An 18,412-nucleotide genomic window follows, 5' to 3' on the forward strand; every position below is an offset into this window, starting at 1 on the left:
CGGCTCGTACTGGTGTTGTGCCGCCCCCGTGCGGGACCGCCCCCGGGGGAATCGCCCGCCTAGGGGGCCTGGGATCGATCTCCCCGGCGTGAAGGACCATACTCGGCAATGCGGGCGAAGGCGGCCACGTCCAGAGCTTCTCCTCTGGCGCGCGGGTCGACGCCCGCCGCGCGCAGCGCCTCCTCGGCCGCCGCGGCGGAGCCCGCCCAGCCCGCGAGGGCCGCGCGCAGCGTCTTGCGGCGCTGCGCGAACGCGGCGTCGACCACGGCGAACACCTCCGCGCGGGACGCCGTGCCCGGCGGCGGGTCGCGGCGGGTGAACGCGACGAGCCCGGAGTCGACGTTCGGCGCGGGCCAGAACACCGCGCGCCCGACCGCCCCGGCGCGGCGCGCGTCCCCGTACCAGGCGAGCTTCACCGACGGGACGCCGTAGATCTTCCCGCCGGGGGGCGCGACCATCCGGTCGGCGACCTCCGCCTGCACCATGACCAGCGCGGTCCGCAGCGAAGGCAGGGCCGCCAGCAGGTGCAGGACGACGGGGACGGCGACGTTGTAGGGGAGGTTCGCGACGAGCGCGGTCGGGTCCGGCCCCGGCACGCCTGTGATCTTCATCGCGTCGGCGTGCACGACCTCCAGTCGGCCCGCGAGATCCGGTTCGCGCGCCGCGACCGTGGCGGGCAGCTCCGCGGCGAGCGCCGCGTCGACCTCCACCGCGACGACGCGCCGCACCTCCGGCAGCAGCGCCAGCGTGAGCGACCCAAGCCCGGGCCCCACCTCGATGACGACGTCGTCGGCGGACAGCCCGGCGGCCCGGACGATCCGCCGGACGGTGTTGGCGTCGATGACGAAGTTCTGCCCGAGCGTCTTCGTCGGCCTGATGCCGAGCCGCGCCGCCAGCGCGCGCACGTCCGCCGGCCCGAGCAGCCCCCGTGTCTCCCCCATCCGGTGATTGTTTCAGCTCGGGAGGGGGCTCAGGAGAACAGGTACTTGCCGCAGTTCGGCCACTGGCCCTGCCAGCGCCCGTTGACCTTGTTGTAGAGGAGCTGGGCGCGGTAGGTCTGCTCCCCGGCGCTGGCGTCGGACGGCTTGCCCGTGCCGCCGACCGACGTCCAGGTGGCCATGGAGAACTGGTAGAGGCCGTAGTACCCGGCCGGGTTCACCGACTTCGGGTTGCCGCCGGACTCGCACTTGGCGAGCCCGGCCCAGTTCAGCCGCGCCGCCGACCCGGTGCCCGCCGACTTCGGGCCGACCGCGAGGATCCGCGCGACCGGCCTGCTCTTGACCTTCTGCGCGAGGACCTTCGGGACCTTCTTGCCCTTGCGCCGGACGTACGCCCATTTCACGATCGTGACGCCCGCCTTGCCCTCGCGCAGCACCTTCTCGCTCCACGGCGGCACCGACGAGCTGCTCTTGCGGATCGTCTTGGCCGGCGTCCTGACGACCTTGAGCTTCGGCGCGGACAGCAGCCGCATGATCTTGACGATCTCGCCGGGCGGCTGGTCGGCGGCCGGCTTGACCAGGTCGTGCGGGCCGAGCGCGATCTTCGCCTGCTCCAGGACCTGCTGGACGGTCGTGCCCGTCGTCATCGTCTCGGTCGGCTTGCCGTCGACCACGACGACCACCTTGCGCGGCGCGGGGGCGCTGGTCTTCGGCGCGTCCGCGGCGGGCGCGTCGCTCTTCGGGGACGGCGATTCGCCGCCGCACGCCGCGACCGACATCGCCGTTGCCAGCACGACGGGAACGGCGAAGGCCGCGGGGGGTCGGCGCACGTGGTCCTCCAGGGGGTCCGGGCTCGGGGGCGCCCGCTCAACGGCCAGAGAGTAGAGGCACCCGGACGTTCTCCGCCACCTCATCGCCCACAGAGGTCCCGTCCGAGCGGCACATCCCACATCCGGCGTGCCGTCACAGGCTCCCCGTGACGCGCGCCTCACCCGGGGCCGAACCAGCAGGGCCGAACCAGCAGGGCCGGATCACCATGGGCCGAAGACGCGCTCCCCGTTCGCGGCGATCGCCGTGCACAGCTCCGCCAGGTCCACGCCCTTGATCTCGGCCATCGCGCGGACGGTGTGCGGGATCAGGTAGGACGCGTTCGGCTTGCCCCGGTGCGGGATCGGCGTGAGGAACGGCGCGTCGGTCTCCACGAGCAGCAGGTCCAGCGGCGCGGCCCGCAGCGCCTCGCGCAGCGGCTCCGCGTTCTTGAACGTGACGTTCCCGGCGAAGCTCATCAGGTAGCCGTGCTCGGCGCAGATCTCGGCCATCCGGGCGTCGCCGGAGTAGCAGTGGAAGACCACCTTCTCCGGCGCGCCCTCCTCGTACAGGATGGCGAGCACGTCGTCGTGGGCGTCGCGGTCGTGGATGACCAGGGCCTTGCCGAGCCGCTTGGAGATCTCGACGTGGGCGCGGAAGGAGCGGTGCTGGTCCTCCTTGGGCGCCCAGTCGCGGTAGTAGTCCAGGCCGGTCTCGCCGATCGCGCGGACCTTCGGGTGCGCGGCCAGCCGCGCCACGTCCTCCAGGACGGCGTCGGAGATCCCCGTCGTCTCGTTCGGGTGGATCGCCACCGCCGCGTACACGTCGTCGAACTCCCCGGCGGTCTCCACCGCGAACCGGGAGGACGGCAGGTCGCAGCCGATCGTGACGATCCGCGCGATGCCCGCAGCCTTCGCCGACTTCAGCTGCTCGTCGACCGGCGTCTCGACGATGTCGAGGTGGCAGTGGCTGTCGAGGACGTCCACGGGCAGGCGCTCGGGCAACGGCGGGAAGGACCGCGAGGCCTGCCCGTCCCCGTCTCGGGTCACGTGTTCTCCAGCCTGGCGAGTTCCTCGTCCACCACGGACGGGTCGAGCTTCTTGAACAGCGGGACCGGCTTGCTCAGCGGGACGCCCGGCTTGATCGGCGTGGACTCCCAGCGCGCCTCGGTCGCGTAGTCGCCGGTGAGGACGCGGTAGTCGGGCCCGCCCTCCTCCGACACGGTCGTGAGCTCGGGCATGCCGCTCCACACGCCCTCCCCGCCGAGCATCTCGTAGACCTTCTGCGAGGAGTTAGGCAGGAACGGCGTCAGCAGCGTCTTCGCGTCGTCCACGACCTGGAGCGCGGTGTGCAGGATCGACTTGACGCGGTCGGGGTCGTCCTTCAGCTTCCAGGGCGCCTGGTCGGACAGGTACTTGTTGGCGTCGCGGACGACGTCCAGCGCCTCGGTGATCGAGTTCTTGAACCGGGAGCGGCCGAGTTCGGCGCCCACGGCGGAGAACGCGCCCCGGCTGCGCTCCATCAGCGCACGGTCGGCGTCGGTGAGGTCGCCGGCCTCCGGGATCGCCCCGTAGTTCTTCGCCGCCATGTTCACCGAGCGGTTGACGAGGTTGCCCCACGCGGCGACCAGCTCGTCGTTGTTGCGGCGGACGAACTCCGACCAGGTGAAGTCGGTGTCCTGGTTCTCGGGGCCCGCGACCGCGACGTAGTAGCGCAGCGCGTCGACGTCGTAGCGCTCCAGGAAGTCCTTCACGTAGATGACGACGTTGCGGGACGAGGAGAACTTCCTGCCCTCCATCGTCAGGAACTCCGACGACACCACCTCGGTCGGGGCGTTCAGCGCGCCCATCGACCCCGGCGTGCCGCCCTTGTCGCCCTGGCCGCTGTAGCCGAACAGCATCGCCGGCCAGATCTCGGCGTGGAAGACGATGTTGTCCTTGCCCATGAAGTAGTACGACAGGGCGTCCGGGTCCTGCCACCAGGCGCGCCACGCCTCCGGGTCGCCGGACCGCCGCGCCCACTCCACCGACGCGGAGAAGTAGCCGACGACCGCGTCGAACCACACGTACAGCTTCTTCGCCGGGTTGTCGCGCCAGCCGTCCAGCGGGATCGGCACGCCCCAGTCGAGGTCGCGGCTGATCGCCCGCGGCTGCATGTCGTCCAGCAGGTTCAGCGCGAACTTCAGCACGTTCGGCCGCCACTGGCCCTGCTTGCCGCGCAGGTAGCGGCCGAGGACCTCGGTGAACGCGGGCAGGTCGAGCATGAAGTGCTCGGTCTCCACGAACTTCGGCTTCTCGCCGTTGATCCGCGACACCGGGTTGATCAGGTCGATCGGGTCGAGCTGGTTGCCGCAGTTGTCGCACTGGTCGCCGCGCGCGCCGTCGTACCCGCAGATGGGGCAGGTGCCCTCGATGTAGCGGTCCGGGAGGGTGCGGCCGGTGGACGGCGAGATCGCGCCCATCGTCTTGGTCGGGAAGATGTAGCCGTTGTCGTACAGGCCCTTGAAGACCTCCTGGACGACCGCGTAGTGGTTCAGCGTCGTCGTCCGGGTGAACAGGTCGTAGGTCATGCCGAGGCCGTGCAGGTCCTCGGCGATCACGCCGCTGTAGCGGTCGGCCAGCTCGCGGGCGGTCACGCCCTCCTTGTCGGCCTGCACCTGGATGGGCGTGCCGTGCTCGTCGGTGCCGCTGACCATCAGGACCTTGTTGCCCGCCATCCGCTGGTAGCGGCTGAACATGTCGGCGGGCAGCGCGAAACCGGAGACGTGCCCGATGTGACGGGGCCCGTTGGCGTACGGCCAGGCGGGCGCGGTCAAGATATGACGGCTTGACGAGGACATGGATTCAAGGGTAGTCGCGTCACGGAGGCCACGGCACGCGAGTAACCTGGTCCGGGTTCCGGGGCAGGATGATCAGTGAGGCGGGGGAGCCCAGGCATGGCCCAGACCACGTCCGAAGAGGCCGTCGAGCGGACTCCGAGCGACGCCGGGCCGGCCCGCCCGCCCCGCCGCCGCGCCGCGCGGGCGCTCGGCCGGGTGCGGCGGACGCGGCGCGTGGTGTGGCTGTCCCTGCTGGTCGCGGCGTCCACCGTGCTCGCCCAGTGGGTGATCATGACGCCGCCGCTGTACTTCGACCCGTACTACGTGTGGCTCGCCGCCCGCGACTGGCCGGACGTCCCGCTCGCCCAGTGGCCGTTCGACGAGGTCCCCCACCAGGTCACCCGGATCGGGCTCGTGCTGCCGGCGCGGCTCGTCCAGGAGGTCCTCGGGCCCGGCCAGGCCGCCTACTTCGCCGTCGCGGCCCTCGGCGGGATCGCCTTCTTCGTCGGGACGTACCTGGTCGTCCGGTCGCTGTTCGGGGACGTGGCGGGCGTCGCGTCCGCGGCGGTCCTGCTGATCCACCCGTTCTTCACGATGACCAACCCGTTCGGTCACGAGATCACCTGGTCGACCGGGGTGATGCTGCCGGACATGCCGGGCGCCGGGCTGCTGGCGATCGGGATGGCGGGCCTCGTCGTCGCGAGCCGCAGGACCGGGCGGGCGCAGACCCGCATGCTGCTCGCCGCCGGGGTGTTCCTCGGCGCGTCGTTCCTCGTCCGGGAGTTCCTGGCGTTCCTGTTCCTCGCCATCCCCGCCTACCTGGCGCTGCTGCGGATCCCGTGGCGGCGCAACGTCACGGTCGGCGCGCCGATGCTCGCGATCCTGCTCCTCAACTTCGCGCACAACCAGCTCGTGTGGGGCAGCCCGCTCGCCGGGCTGCTGTCGGCGGCCGAGCACGGCGGCCAGTCCCGCGACTACGTGACCCGCTCGCTCGCCGCACGCTCGTTCCTGCGCGCGATGCACGACTGGAACCCGCTCGGCCTCGTCTTCACCGCCGCGCTCGCCCTCACGATCGTCGGCTGGGCCGTCACCCGCGACCGGCGGCTCGCGCTGGTGCTGGTGTGGTTCTTCACCCTCGCCGTCCCGCTGACGCTGTTCTCCGGCGTCCTCGACCCGGACAGCATCTCGCTGCGCGCCTGGCTCCAGCGGTACTGGTTCGCGGTGCTGCCCGCGCTGCTCGCCGGCGGGTTCGGCTCCCTGACCCTGATGTTCCGGATGCTGCCGTCCGGGTGGGTCTCCCGGTTGCGGCTGAAGGCCGTCGTCGTGCCCGTCCTCGCGGTCGCGCTCGGCGGGACGTACACGGCCGCCGCCGTCCGCGCCGTACCTGACCTGCCGCGCGACAAGGCGTGGAACGAGCTGCGCGGCTACCTCGGCGGCCACCGCGACATCACGCTGATCTGCGCCGACCGGCGGCTCGCGCAGACCCTCTCGTTCTACACGCGCGACGCGTGGGGCGACCCGGTCTGGCGCGGCGAGATCCGCGACTTCCCGCACTACATGCCGCAGATCCCGCGCGACGCGACGGAGGGCCCGATGCTCTACACGCGCTGGCGCGGGATGGAGTCGCAGATCGGCGGCGGCTGGCGCCCGGACCCGGCCCAGGGCTGGACGCTCAGGTGGCGCTCCTCGGACGGGATCCTGCAGCTGTGGAACCCGCCGCCCGCCGCGGACTAGCGCGTCCAGGCGACCCAGTCGCCCCTGACGGTGCGGCGGCTGTCGGCGACGTGCCAGCCCGGCGGGGCGCCCTTAGGCCAGGACGCCGTGGCGGGGACGTCCTTCGGCCACGCCAGGACGACCACGTCGACGTTCTGCGGCGGAGCGACGTCCCGGGCGTTGAAGACGATGCCGTCGCTCCACCACGCCCAGTAGAACTGCGAGAGCCGGATCGTCCACGGCACGTTCCAGTCGATGGCGATGGAGTGCTGCGCGCGCACGTCGACGCGGTCCCGCAGATCGGTGTGCGCGGTCTCGGCCCGCACCAGCGGCTGCGCGATCCGGTCGATCGCGGTGACGCACATGGCGATCGCGACGGCGGCGAGCAGGCCCGCGAGGAGCAGCGGGCCGTACCGGCGCAGCCGCACGACCGCCACGGACAGCCCCAGCAGGACGAGGCCGATCGCGGTGGCCCGCCAGAGACGGAACGACGTCCAGTCCCACGTCAGCAGCGACGTCTCCGGGAAGTCGTAGGACGTGTAGGTGTACTGGCCGAGCAGGTCGCCCGCGTACCACTGGACGACGCAGGCCGCGGCGACCGTCACCGCGGCCGCCGACGACACCGCCCACAGCAGCGCCCGGCGCGGGGCGCGCAGCACGACCGCGACCCCGGCGGCGAACAGCACCGGGGTGACGCAGGCGAGGTAGCGGCCGTAGACGTAGTTGCCGATGCGGTACTCGACCGGCAGCGCCGCCGAGGTCGCGAGCGCGATGCCCGCCACGATCGCGAGGACGGCGAGGGCCAGCGCCCGCGTCCTGCCGGGCGAGCCGGGCAGGACGGCCGGCGGCCGGATCGCGGCGAACGCCACCGCGAGCAGGCCCACCGCGGCGATCCCCCCGGTCGCGACGGCCGTGTACCAGACCTGGCCGGTGCCGAGCGACACCATCCAGCCCCACCCGTCGTGCGTGGTGAGCCGCTGGACGACGTTGGCGCCGAGGTGGTTGTCGCCGTAGGGGTACATGTGCGGCAGCAGAGAGCGGTTCAGCAGCGTCCCGGCCCCGGTCGCGGCGGCGAGGACGGCCCCGGCGGCGGACGCGTCGCGCCATGACCGCCACCGCAGGAGCGGCGCGGCCACGATCAGCGCCGCGTGCGCGCCCAGCAGGATCGCGCCGCGCGTGTGGCAGGTGGCGGCGTAGGCGACGAGCAGCGACGCGCCCGTCCCGCACAGCAGCGGGCGGACGCGGGCGCGGCGCCCGGGCCGCTTCGCGGGCTCGGTGAGCCAGGTGTGGGCGAGCAGCAGCCAGCCGGTGAAGATGACCGGCAGGATCGCGTCCGTCAGCACGAACGCGGAGTAGAACAGCACGCACGGCAGCAGCGCGGTCACGTGGGCGAACACATGCGACCAGAGCCGCCGCACCTGGAGGCGGCGCAGCAGCAGGTGGGCCAGCGGCAGCATCGCCGCGCTGATCAGCGCGTTGACGACCAGCGCGATCCGGTAGACGCCGACCGGGCCGCCGCCGAGCCAGATCGCGGGGGTCAGCAGCAGCGGGTAGCCGCCCCGGTAGACCGTCCCGTACGACATGTCCGCGTCGGGCCCGCCGGTGAGGACGCGGGCGGCGAACAGGTACCCGGACTCGTCCGGCGTCGCCACCGGGATCGTCTGCCCCGAGCCCAGCCACAGCCGGACGGCGACCTGCACCGCCCAGCCGAGCACGAACAGCCAGGCCCAGCGGCGGCGGCTCGTCGGGGACGGGACGGCGCGGGATTCCGCCGGGGCGACCGGAGACCGCGCGACGGACCGGGACGCGGTCTCGGCGCCCGCCGGGGGACGGGCGCTCATCGGCGCGCGGCGCGCCGGGCGCCCGCTGTCGGTGAACGAGGAAGCATCGCCGGTCAAGCCTGTCACAGTGCGGGCGGGACGCCGGGGCCCGGCCCGGAAACGCTCAGCAACTTCTCAGCGGGGGCCGTCAGCGCTCGGCCGCACCGCTCTCGTCGCCGTCCGCCTCCCGCGCCGCCGAACCCTCCGGCTTGCCCGCGGGGACCGGCTCGTCGGCCTGCCCGGCCGCCCCGGCCTGCTCCGGCTCCGCCTTCACGGCCGCGCGCCTGGCCTTGTACGCGGCGGCGTCGACGACGCCCGCGGCCTCCTCGGCCGGGTCGGTGAGCGGCGGGTGCTGGCGGCGGCGGATGCCGAGGATGCTGACGAACAGCGAGGCGAAGATGGCCTGGAAGCTCATCACGAGCGCGGTGGCGGCGGGCACGACGATGCGCAGCGAGTGCCGCGGGTCGAGCTCGCCGAAGCTGTTGACCCGCCAGTGCAGCAGCGAGGCGAACATGCCGCCGAGACCGGCGACTGCGAGCACCCCGCCGATGAGCAGGCCGCGCTCCAGGCTCCACCAGTCGATGAGCCTCTGTACCCGGCGGTCGTGCGGCAGGAATCCCTCCTGCATCGCGTAGACCTTCGTGAGCAGCGCGAACAGCACCGCCTGGAAGCCGATCACCAGCGCGGCGGACGCGCCGACCAGCGTGTCGACGTCGAAGGCGATCTCCCCGACCATCACCGGGCCGGTGGACAGCGCGATCCCGGCGAGCAGGCCGAGGGTCATGAAGACCAGGCCGGGGATGAGGAACAGCCAGCGGGGGCTGTAGAGCATGAGGAAGCGGAGATGGCGCCAGCCGTCCCGCCAGGTGTTGAGGTGCGGGGCGCGGGACCGGCCGTCCGGCGAGAGCGTCGTCGGCACCTCGCGGATGTCGTAGCCCTGCAGGGTCGCCTTGACGACCATCTCGCTGGCGAACTCCATCCCGCCGGTCTGCAGGCCGAGCCGCATGATGGCGTCCTTGTCGAAGGCGCGGAGCCCGCAGTGGAAGTCGCCGATCTTGCTGCGGAAGAACAGCCGGCCGACGAAGCTGAGGACCGGGTTGCCGAGGTAGCGGTGCAGCGGCGGCATGGCGCCGTCGGCGATGCCGCCCTTGAACCGGTTGCCCATGACGAGGTCGGCGCCGTCGCGCAGCTCGTCCAGGAACGGGCCGAGGGTGGTGAAGTCGTAGGAGTCGTCGGCGTCGCCCATCGCGACGTAGCGGCCGCGCGAGGCCCGGATGCCGCCCATGAGGGCGTTGCCGTACCCCTTGTCGATCACCGGCACGACGCGCGCGCCGGCGTCGCGGGCGAGCTGCTGGCTGCCGTCCGTGCTCCCGTTGTCGGCGATGACCACCTCGCCGTCGATACCGTTGTCCTCGAAAAAGCCGATCGTCTTGCGGACGCAGGTCTCGACCGTTTCGGCCTCGTTCAGGCATGGCATCACTACGGAGAGTTCCACGTGATCTCCTTCGTTACCCCTGGTGACCGTCTGCGGCGGTTTCCACTAATCTCAGTTGTTCCGCGGGGCGGTACATCGTCGTTCATGATGCCCGCCGAGGGCGGGCAATGATGGCCGCTCTCGTCAAGAGCACCCGTATCGTGTTGCGCACTTGCAACCGAAAGACCCTCTCCGCCACGGTCGCGGGCGGCAGGCTATGTCATCAAGCATACGGGCACGGCGGCCCGGAAAGGGTGGGTCGGCTGTGACGCGCGGCGGGAAGAGCAGTGCCACCGGACCGGGGGCCGGACACCGAAGGGGAGGTGCGGCAGTGGCGGGGGAAACGCCGCAGGGCACCGCGCTGGACGGGGGAGGCGGCACCGCGCCGGGCGACGCGCCGGGCGCCTGCGGGGCCGCCGGCGGCGGTGCGTCCGCCGAGGTCAGCGCGGTCGGCGGGAATGCCGGGCAGAACGCGGCGCGGAGCCCTTCCGGGGGCGACACGCCGGACCCGGTGAGCACCGCGGGAAATCCTGACGCAAAAGTTAAGGACGGCTCCCAATCCTCTGCCGGGTCCGTCCTGAAGAAGGTGCGCACGCTCGCCGGGAAAAAGAGCGGCGACACGCCAACGCACGAGAAAACCGCCGGAATTTCTGAAGATGCGGGCGGTTCGGGAGCTAAGGGACGCGCACGCGGACTGTGGACGCTGGCGCGCCGGCATCCGCTGTTCAGTGTGATCATTGCCACAGCGGCACTGCTCCGGCTGACGGCGATGCTCGGCTACCAGCCGGTGATGTTCTTCAACGACAGCTTCGACTACCTGCACGTCGCGACCCACCCCTATCCGCATCCGCTGCGCCCCGACGGCTACGCGTTCCTGCTGTACGTCCTCAAGCCGCTGCACAGCTTCGCGCTCGTCGCCACGGTCCAGCACCTGATGGGCCTGGCCATGGGCGTGATGATCTACGCGCTGCTGCGGCGCAGGTTCGGGCTGCCCGGCTGGGGCGCGGCGCTCGCCGCCGCGCCGGTCCTGCTGGACGCCTACCAGATCCAGCTCGAGCACCTCGTCCTGTCCGACACCCTGTTCACCTTCCTCGTGATGAGCGCGGTCACGCTGCTGCTGTGGCGCGACCGCCCGACCTGGCAGGTCGCCGCGGCGGTCGGGCTGATCGTCGGCCTGGCGTGGCTGACCCGCTCGGTCGGCATGCCGGTGCTGCTCGGCGTGCTGGCCTACCTGCTCGTCCGGCGCGCCGGCTGGCGGCCCATCGCGATCACGCTGGCCGCGTGCATGCTGCCGGTGCTGGCGTACATGGGCTGGTACAAGCTCGACAGCGGCAAGTTCACGATCACCGAGAGCAACGGGATCTTCCTGTACGCGCGGGTCTACAAGTTCGCCGACTGCCACCAGATGAAGGACCTGCCGGTCTACGAGTACCCGCTGTGCACCGAGCCGGCGAACCGGCTGCCCAACTCCCAGGACGGCATCTGGAACGCCCAGTCGCCTTTCAACCGCTACACCGGCACCCGGTTCAGCCCGGAGAACAACGCGCTCGGCAACGACTTCGCCAAGCGGGCTATCGTCGCGCAGCCCGGCGACTACCTCCGGGTCGTCGCGCACGACTTCTTCCGGGTCTTCCGGTGGGAGCGGACGGTCTTCCCCGACCCCGCCACCTACTCGCAGTACGAGTTCGAGACCAAGAGCAAGAAGCTGCCGGACTGGCACATGCCCGGCGGCGGGATCGCCTCCCAGGACGCCAAGGCGTACGAGCGCGGCAACGCCCAGACGCAGGTCGTCGAGCCGTTCGCCGGGGTCGTCCGCGGCTACCAGGACGTCTTCTACCTGCGCGGGACGCTGCTCGGCGGGATCCTCCTGCTCGGCCTGGCCGGGCTGGTCCCGCTGTGGCGCCGGTTCGGCGGCGAGGCGCTGCTGCCGTGGACGCTCGGCACCGGGCTGCTGCTCGCGCCGGCGGCGACCGCCGAGTTCGACTACCGGTACGTGCTGCCCGCCGTCCCGCTGGCGGCGCTCGCCGCCGGGATGGCGTTCACGCCCGAGGTGCGCGCGGCGGTCGCCGGGTGGGGCCGCAGGCTCCGGGGCGGGCGCGGCGCGCAGCAGGCGCCGGCGGCCGCACCCGAGATCGAGACCAAGGCGCCCGAGATCGAGGCCACGCCCCAGGAGGTCGCGGCCGAGCCCTCGGAGGTCGTGGCTAAGGCCCCGGAGGTCGCGGCGAAGTAGTCTCCTGGAACGCCGGGGCTACCAGGCGTGCATGCGGCGGAGGTGGAAGACCATCGCCACGTCGCTGCCGCTGCGGGCCTTCGGGATCTCGGTCTTCTTGCCCCGCATCGCCGAGAGCGCCTTGACGTTCTGGCTGCCGCAGGTCGGGCAGCTGCGGTCCATCCACGGCGTCGTGCAGGGCTGGCCGCGCCGCTCGTAGATGACCGCCTCGTTGCCGTGCCCGTCGCTGGAGTGGCGGACCTCGTACTCCTCGTTCCAGGTCGTCGCGCAGCTCAGGCACTCGAAAACCCATACTTCGTGGCTCGACCATGCTTCCTGCACGGCACTCACCCCCTCGCGCGCGTCCGGTGCACCGCATCCAGTTCCATGGTGGCTCCGCCGAGCCCATCGTGCGCCCGTCTGCCGCCACCGATCCCTGTTATGCCCAGAAAGAACCGGATGGACCGGTCCCATGCCGGTCACTATTTCCTGGCTTTGACGACCGCGTCGTAAACCATGCGCTTCGGGGCGCCGTTCTCCTTCGCGACCTCCGCGATGGCCTGCTTGCGGGGCGTCCCGGCCTCCTCCCGGACGGCGACGGCCGCGGCCAGATCGGCCGGATCGCTCAGCCCGGCCGGCTCGGGCGCGCCCCCGACCACCAGCGTGATCTCGCCGAGCACCCCGTCCGCCGCCCACGCGGCCAGCTCGCCGAGCGTCCCCCGCCTGACCTCCTCATAGGTCTTGGTCAGCTCGCGGCAGACGGCGGCCGGACGGTCGGCGCCGAACGCGTCCGCCAGCGCAGCGAGGGTGGCGGGCAGCCGGCGGGGCGACTCGAAGAACACCATCGTGCGGGGCTCGCCCGCCAGGGCGCCGAACCGCCGGGCCCGCTCCCCCGGCTTGCGCGGCGGGAAGCCCTCGAAGCAGAACCGGTCGGTGGGCAGCCCCGACACCACCAGCGCGGTCGTCACCGCGGACGGCCCCGGCAGCACCGTGACCGGCACCCCCTCGGCGACGGCCGCGCGGACGAGCCGGTAGCCGGGGTCGGACACCCCGGGCATGCCCGCGTCGGTGATCACCAGCACGTCCCGTCCGGCGAGCAGCTCCTCGACCAGCCCCGCGGCGCGCGCCCGCTCGTTCAGGTCGTTGTACGACACGACGCGCGCGGCCGGCTCCACCCCGAGGTCGGCGGCGAGCCGGCGCAGCCGCCGGGTGTCCTCGGCCGCGATCACCGGCGCGTCGGCGAGCGCCTTCCGCAGCCGCGCCGACGCGTCCTCCGGCCGCCCGATGGGCGCCGCCGCCAGCAGCAAGGTCCCCGTCACCCGCCCTATTGGACCAGACCCGAGCCCCCAAAGCACGGGCAGGCCCGCGGAGCGAGCGCCGGTGAGCGCGGCGGGCATACCCGGCGAACCGGCTTCCAGGGGGCGTCCCCCTCACCCGGCGCCGCCCTTACGATGACTGGATGGCGACGACGGATCTGGTCCCCGCCCCGGCCATCGCGTCGCGGCGCCTGCCTCCCCCGCTGCGGGAGTGGCTCGCGCCCGCGATCCCCGGCGGCGCGCTGCTGTCCTGGCTGGGCCCGCTGCTGGTCACCGCGCTCGCCGGGTACCTGCGGTTCGACCGGCTGGGGTCGCCGAAGTCGGTGGTCTTCGACGAGACGTACTACGCCAAGGACGCGCTCGCCCTGCTGAGGTTCGGCTGGGAGCACAACACCGTCGACAACGCCGACAAACTGCTGATCGCCGACCCGGACGCGCACATCTGGGGCAGCGGGCCCGCGTTCGTCGCGCATCCGCCGTTCGGCAAGTGGATGATCGCGATCGGCGAGTGGATGTTCGGCGCGACGCCGTTCGGCTGGCGGTTCGTACCCGCGCTGGTCGGGACGCTGTCGGTGCTGATCCTTTGCCGGGTCGCCCGCCGGATGACGGGGTCGACGCTGCTCGGCTGCGCCGCCGGGCTGCTGCTCGCGCTGGACGGGCTGGCGTTCGTGACCAGCCGCGCCGCGCTGCTGGACGTCTTCGTGATGTTCTGGGTCCTCGCCGGGTTCGCGTGCCTGGTGAACGACCGGTTCCGGTCCCGCCGCGTCCTCGCCGGGCGGATCGAGCGCGGCCAGACCTCGGTGTACGGGCCGTTCCTCGCGCACGGGTGGCGGTGGGGCGCCGGGATCTGCCTCGGCCTGGCCTGCGCCACCAAGTGGACGGGCGTCTTCTACGTCGCCGCGTTCGGGCTGATGGTCGTCCTGTGGGACTACGGCGCCCGCCGCGCGGCCGGGGTGCGCGCCCCGTTCGCCGGGACGATGCTGCTGGAGGCCGTCCCGGCGTTCGTGCAGCTCGTCGTGGTGGGTCTGGTGACCTACCTGGCGACCTGGTGGGGGTGGATCTTCAAGCCGGGCGGCTGGGGCCGCGGCACGGCCTCGGACCATCTGCTGTGGCGTCCGTTCGAGGCCATGCCGAAGCTGTGGGACTACCACTCGCAGATGCTCGGCTTCCATACCGGCCTGGACGCGAAGCACCCGTACCAGTCGTGGCCCTGGGACTGGCCGATCCTGCGCCGTCCGGTCGCGTTCTTCTACACCGAGCCGAAGGGCGGCTGCGGCGCGTCCCGCTGCTCCCGGGAGATCCTCGGGATCGGCACGCCCGCGCTGTGGTGGGGCGCGCTCATCGCGCTGGTCGTCGTCGTCTTCCTCTGGCTGATCCTGCGGGACTGGCGGGCCGGGGCGATCCTGGTGGGCTTCCTCGCGGGCTGGCTGACCTGGTTCCCGTCGGCGTTCGCGGACCGGACGATGTTCCTGTTCTACGCGACGCCGCTGATCCCGTTCATGGTGCTGGCGGTCGTGCTGGTGCTCGGGTACCTGATAGGTCCGGCGCCCGCCGGGTGGGCGGGCGCCCATGCGAAGGGTCCCGGAGAGGGCCATGCCACCGCGCCCGACCTGTATCCCGAGCCTTATGGCGGGCCGTACGGGGACGCTGGGCCTTATGAGGACGGCGGGGCGCACCCGGTACCGTCCGCGACCGTTCAGGGGGCGGGGATGCGGCGGCTGGTCGGGGCCGCCGCCGCGGGCGCGTTCCTCCTGGTGGTGCTGGCGAACTTCGCCTACTTCTACCCGATCCTGTCGGCGCAGACGCTTCCCTACGACGACTGGCACGACCGGATCTGGTTCCAGTCCTGGGTGTGACGCGGGGCCGCCGCGCCGCTCGTCACATCCCGTGCCATATCCCGCGCGCCCTATCCCTCGTCATAGGGTCGCCTCGGCGGTGGCGGCCCGCGCGGCAGGGCGGAGCGTCCGCCCGCCGAGCAGGCAGAGGGTGAGGGCGAGGACGCCGCCGACGCCCGCGCCCGCGAACGCGCCCGGGACGCCCGCCGCGTCCTGCCCGACACCGGAGACGAACGAGCCGAGCGACCCGCCCGCGCCGATCGCGGCGACCACCCAGGCGAACGCCTCGGTGACGGTCCCGGCCGGGGCGAGCCGGTCGACGAGCGCGAAACTGCACGCCAGCACCGGGGCGAGGGAGACGCCGGACACGAACGCCAGCACCGACATGGCGGGAAGGGACGGCGCGAGGACGAGCGGGAGGTATCCGGCGGCGAGCGCGGCCAGCAGCCAGCGCAGCCGGCGGTGCGGCTCGCCCGCCCACGGCCGGGCGCCGTACCCGATCCCGCCGGCGAGGGCGCCCGCCGCCATGCACGCCAGCAGCAGCCCGGACGCGAGGTCGCTGCCCCGATCCTCGGCGTAGGCGACGACGGCGACGGCGTAGACGCCGAGCGCGATCCCGGCGCAGGCGAGCGACAGCAGCAGCACCCGCAGGCCCGGGGAGCGCAGCGGCCCGGCCCAGTCGGCGGCGCGCGGCTCGCCGCGCCAGCGGCGCGACGGCCCGGACAGCGCGACGACCAGCGTCCCGGCGACGCCGAGCGCCCCGGTGAGCAGGAGCGCGGCCTCGGTGTTCAGCACCGCCGCGGCGACGACGAGCAGCGGCCCGACGGTGAAGAGGATCTCCTGGGCGGCGGCGTCGAGCGCGTAGGCGGCGTCGACCTGCTCCTGGCCGTCCAGGACGTCCGGCCAGAGCGCGCGCAGCCCGGCCTCCAGCGGCGGGGTCGCGAACCCCGCCACGATGACGGCGGCCACGGCGACGGGCAGCGGGTCGGCTCCCACGACGGCGAGGAGGACGAAGCCCGCGGCGGCGGCGCAGGAGGCGGGCAGCAGGACGGACGGCTGGCCGTAGCGGTCCATGGCGCGGCCGAGGACGGGCTGGCCGGCGGCGGTCGCGAGGCCGAGGATCGCGGCGAGCGTCCCGGCGAGGGGATAGCCGCCGTCGTCCGCGCGGACGTGCAGGACGACGGCGAGCATGCCCATCCCGTTGGGCAGCCGGCCGAGCAGGGTGCCGCCGAGCAGCCGTCCCGCGTACGGCCTCCGCAGGAAGACGACGTAGCCGCGCATCCGATGGCCCCCGAAGATCCCGTCATACGTATTACCCGTCGCGTCATACGTACCACTTCCGGCGGCTTCCGCTCTAGTCTGTTTTCGTCACAATGTCCGCCGAGGTGCGCCGAGGGAGGTGCCGGGTGCCCGCGATCAGCCGCCCCACCAGCAAGGACGTGGCCCAGGAGGCCGGGGTCTCGCAGTCCACGGTCTCCCTCGTCCTGGGCGGCAAGTGGAGCGGGCGCGTCTCCCCCGCCACCGCGCGCGGCGTGCGGGACGCCGCCGAGCGGCTCGGCTACCGGCCCAACCAGGCGGCCCGCAACCTGCGGCTCGGCACCACCCGGACCGTCCTGCTGATGGTCCCGACCCTGTCCGCGCCGTTCTTCGGCCCCGTCTACACGGGCGCGGCGCGGGTCGCGGCCCGGCACGGCTTCGGCGTCGTGGTCTCGACCTGGCCGGACGACGCGCAGGGGCCCGCCGACAGCCCGTTCGGGTCGGCCGAGGCGATCGACGGGGTCCTCGCGTCCTCGATGGCCGTGGACGCGCTCGGCCGTTTCCCCGGGACGCCCGCCGTGATGCTCGACAGCGGCCCGGACGTCCGGCCCGGTGCCCCCGTCCCCACGGTCGACTTCGGCGTGGCCGACGGGATGCGGGCGATCGCCGGGCACCTCGCCGGCCTCGGGCACCGCCGGTTCGGGCACGTGGCCGCCGCCGTCGACCAGTGGACGTTCCACGCCCGCGCCGAAGCCCTGGCCCGCACCGTCGCGGCCCTGCCCGGCGGCGTCCTCACCCGGGACACCTGCGCCATCGACGTCACGTCCGCGAAGGACGCCGCGTTACGGCTGCTGTCGGCCCCCGACCCGCCGACCGCCCTCGTCTGCGACGACGACCTGATCGCCGCGGGCGCCTACAAGGCGGCGCGGGCGCTCGGCCTCGACGTCCCCGCCGACCTGTCGGTCACCGGGTTCGACGACGTCCTGCTGGCGACCGCCCTGGAGCCGGAGCTGACCACCGTCCGGCTGCCCGCCGAGGAACTGGGCGCCCGCGGCATGACCGCCCTGCTGGACCTGCTCGCGGGGCGCCGTCCCGCCGCCCGGGTGCTGCCCGGCGAGCTGATCGCCCGCGCCTCGACGGCACCGCCGCGGGCCGCCACGAAGGGGGTATGAGAGGTCCATGGGAGCCCATCCGTCCGAGACAGACACCGATGGGGATCCGGCGAACCGGCTCGGCATCGCGCCGCCGCGCACGCGCGCGTGGCGCGACGGCGAGATCGAGGCGGAGGGGTTCCCCGTCGCGGAGGTGAGCGACTACCTGGCGCGCCCGGACGTCGTCGTGTGGCTCGACCTGTGCGGGCCGCGCCACGAGGATCTGCGTGTCGTCAGCGACGAGCTCGGCCTCGACCACGTCGCCGTGGAGGACGCGGTGTCCCGGCACGAGCGGGCGAAACTCGACCGCTACCACGGCTACGCGTTCCTCAACGTCTACGTTCCGCACGTGTCCGGCGGCGACCTGGCCCTGCACGAGGTGTCGGCGTTCATCGCCGAGCGCGCCCTGGTCACCGTCCGCCAGGACCACGGTTTCGACATCGACGCGCTCATCAGGCGGTGGGACGAGAGCCCGGACGGCGGCCTCCGCGAGCCGACCGCCGCCTTCCTCCTCTACGGGCTGCTGGACTACGTCGTCGACCTGCAACTGGAGGCCGTGCAGGCGCTCGACGACGAGGCGGACACGGTCGAGGACCTGGTCTTCGCCGACGAGTTCCCGGTCAAGGAGATCCAGCGGCGCAGCTACCGGCTGCGCAAGAACCTGACCAGGCTGCGGCGCGTCGCGCTGCCGATGCGGGAGGTGCTGAACACGCTGCTCCGGCGCGACCTGCCGATCGTCCCGCCGCCGCTGATGCCCTACTACCAGGACGTCTACGACCACACGCTCCGCGTCGGCGAGCAGACGGACGCGCTGCGCGACCTCGTCGCCGACCTGCTGGACACGCGGCTGGCGCTGCAGAGCAACCGGATGAACGAGGTGATGAAGAAGGTCACGAGCTGGGCGGCGATCATCGCGGTGCCGACCGCCGTCACCGGGTTCTACGGCCAGAACGTCCCGTATCCCGGGTTCTCCGAGCACGCCGGCTTCATCGCCAGCACGGTCATCATCGTCGTCTGCAGCACCCTCCTCTACGTGATCTTCAAGATCCGCGATTGGCTCTGAGCGGCGCGCCG

14 protein-coding genes are annotated in these 18,412 nt (G+C 72.8%); 5 read left to right on the top strand and 9 right to left on the bottom strand.

The features are described from left to right. Positions 1–59 precede the first annotated feature (59 nt). The 4 genes from rsmA to metG form a co-directional block, all read right to left on the bottom strand. Positions 60–941, bottom strand: coding sequence for a 16S rRNA (adenine(1518)-N(6)/adenine(1519)-N(6))-dimethyltransferase RsmA (gene rsmA / locus SM418_RS02975; protein WP_371938436.1), 882 nt, complete (start codon positions 939–941; stop codon positions 60–62). A gap of 29 nt (positions 942–970) precedes the next feature. Further along, positions 971–1,768, bottom strand: coding sequence for a resuscitation-promoting factor (locus SM418_RS02980; RefSeq protein ID WP_371938435.1), 798 nt, complete (start codon positions 1,766–1,768; stop codon positions 971–973). 201 nt (positions 1,769–1,969) lie between these two features. Beyond that, a complete protein-coding gene (locus tag SM418_RS02985; protein WP_371938434.1) occupies positions 1,970–2,794 on the bottom strand; it encodes a TatD family hydrolase in 825 nt (274 codons plus the stop codon). Beyond that, complete coding sequence (gene metG / locus SM418_RS02990; RefSeq protein WP_371938433.1) at positions 2,791–4,584, bottom strand: methionine--tRNA ligase; 1,794 nt, start codon at positions 4,582–4,584, stop codon at positions 2,791–2,793. Before metG ends, SM418_RS02985 begins: the two co-directional genes overlap by 4 nt. Before the next feature lie 96 nt (positions 4,585–4,680). Here metG and SM418_RS02995 point away from each other — a divergent pair, with 96 nt between their 5' ends. Then, positions 4,681–6,297, top strand: coding sequence for an ArnT family glycosyltransferase (locus SM418_RS02995; protein ID WP_371938432.1), 1,617 nt, complete (start codon positions 4,681–4,683; stop codon positions 6,295–6,297). Here the strand turns inward: SM418_RS02995 and SM418_RS03000 are convergent. Both SM418_RS03000 and SM418_RS03005 read right to left on the bottom strand, forming a co-directional pair. After that, positions 6,294–8,174, bottom strand: coding sequence for a hypothetical protein (locus SM418_RS03000; RefSeq protein WP_371938431.1), 1,881 nt, complete (start codon positions 8,172–8,174; stop codon positions 6,294–6,296). The genes SM418_RS02995 and SM418_RS03000 overlap by 4 nt on opposite strands. Positions 8,175–8,244: 70 nt before the next feature. Further along, positions 8,245–9,591 carry a glycosyltransferase family 2 protein gene (locus tag SM418_RS03005; protein WP_371938430.1) on the bottom strand — a complete coding sequence of 449 codons (1,347 nt, stop codon included), beginning with the start codon at positions 9,589–9,591 and terminating at the stop codon, positions 8,245–8,247. 709 nt (positions 9,592–10,300) lie between these two features. Between SM418_RS03005 and SM418_RS03010 the strand changes: the two genes are divergently transcribed. Beyond that, positions 10,301–11,800, top strand: a complete 1,500-nt coding sequence (locus tag SM418_RS03010) for a hypothetical protein (protein ID WP_371938429.1) — start codon at positions 10,301–10,303, stop codon at positions 11,798–11,800. 18 nt (positions 11,801–11,818) lie between these two features. On the opposite strand, the gene SM418_RS03015 is transcribed toward SM418_RS03010, so the two are convergent. After that, positions 11,819–12,121, bottom strand: coding sequence for a hypothetical protein (locus SM418_RS03015; RefSeq protein WP_371938428.1), 303 nt, complete (start codon positions 12,119–12,121; stop codon positions 11,819–11,821). A 140-nt stretch (positions 12,122–12,261) separates the two neighbouring features. Then, entirely contained in the window at positions 12,262–13,107 is an 846-nt protein-coding gene (rsmI, locus tag SM418_RS03020) for a 16S rRNA (cytidine(1402)-2'-O)-methyltransferase (RefSeq protein WP_371938999.1), read from the bottom strand. A gap of 131 nt (positions 13,108–13,238) precedes the next feature. On the opposite strand from rsmI, the gene SM418_RS03025 reads away from it, so the two are divergent. Next, positions 13,239–14,951 carry a dolichyl-phosphate-mannose--protein mannosyltransferase gene (locus tag SM418_RS03025; protein ID WP_371938427.1) on the top strand — a complete coding sequence of 571 codons (1,713 nt, stop codon included), beginning with the start codon at positions 13,239–13,241 and terminating at the stop codon, positions 14,949–14,951. Positions 14,952–15,011: 60 nt separating this feature from the next. Here SM418_RS03025 and SM418_RS03030 read toward each other — a convergent pair whose 3' ends face one another. Beyond that, positions 15,012–16,211 (bottom strand): MFS transporter, encoded by a 1,200-nt coding sequence (locus SM418_RS03030; protein ID WP_371938426.1) that lies wholly within the window; start codon positions 16,209–16,211, stop codon positions 15,012–15,014. A gap of 125 nt (positions 16,212–16,336) precedes the next feature. Here SM418_RS03030 and SM418_RS03035 point away from each other — a divergent pair, with 125 nt between their 5' ends. Then, positions 16,337–17,359 carry a LacI family DNA-binding transcriptional regulator gene (locus SM418_RS03035; RefSeq protein ID WP_371938425.1) on the top strand — a complete coding sequence of 341 codons (1,023 nt, stop codon included), beginning with the start codon at positions 16,337–16,339 and terminating at the stop codon, positions 17,357–17,359. Between the two features lie 7 nt (positions 17,360–17,366). Continuing rightward, complete coding sequence (locus SM418_RS03040) at positions 17,367–18,401, top strand: magnesium transporter CorA family protein (RefSeq protein ID WP_371938424.1); 1,035 nt, start codon at positions 17,367–17,369, stop codon at positions 18,399–18,401. Positions 18,402–18,412: the final 11 nt, after the last annotated feature.

Source organism: Actinomadura chokoriensis (assembly GCF_041463665.1).
In the GTDB taxonomy this organism is placed as follows: Bacteria; Actinomycetota; Actinomycetes; order Streptosporangiales; family Streptosporangiaceae; genus Spirillospora; species Spirillospora chokoriensis_A.

Coding starts and splice junctions, on each gene's coding strand:
- metG (WP_371938433.1), bottom strand. CDS start 4,584: ATGTCCTCGTCAAGCCGTCATATCTTGACCGCGCCCGCCTGGCCGTAC.
- SM418_RS03025 (WP_371938427.1), top strand. CDS start 13,239: ATGGCGACGACGGATCTGGTCCCCGCCCCGGCCATCGCGTCGCGGCGC.
- SM418_RS03030 (WP_371938426.1), bottom strand. CDS start 16,211: ATGCGCGGCTACGTCGTCTTCCTGCGGAGGCCGTACGCGGGACGGCTG.
- SM418_RS02995 (WP_371938432.1), top strand. CDS start 4,681: ATGGCCCAGACCACGTCCGAAGAGGCCGTCGAGCGGACTCCGAGCGAC.
- rsmA (WP_371938436.1), bottom strand. CDS start 941: ATGGGGGAGACACGGGGGCTGCTCGGGCCGGCGGACGTGCGCGCGCTG.
- SM418_RS03040 (WP_371938424.1), top strand. CDS start 17,367: ATGGGAGCCCATCCGTCCGAGACAGACACCGATGGGGATCCGGCGAAC.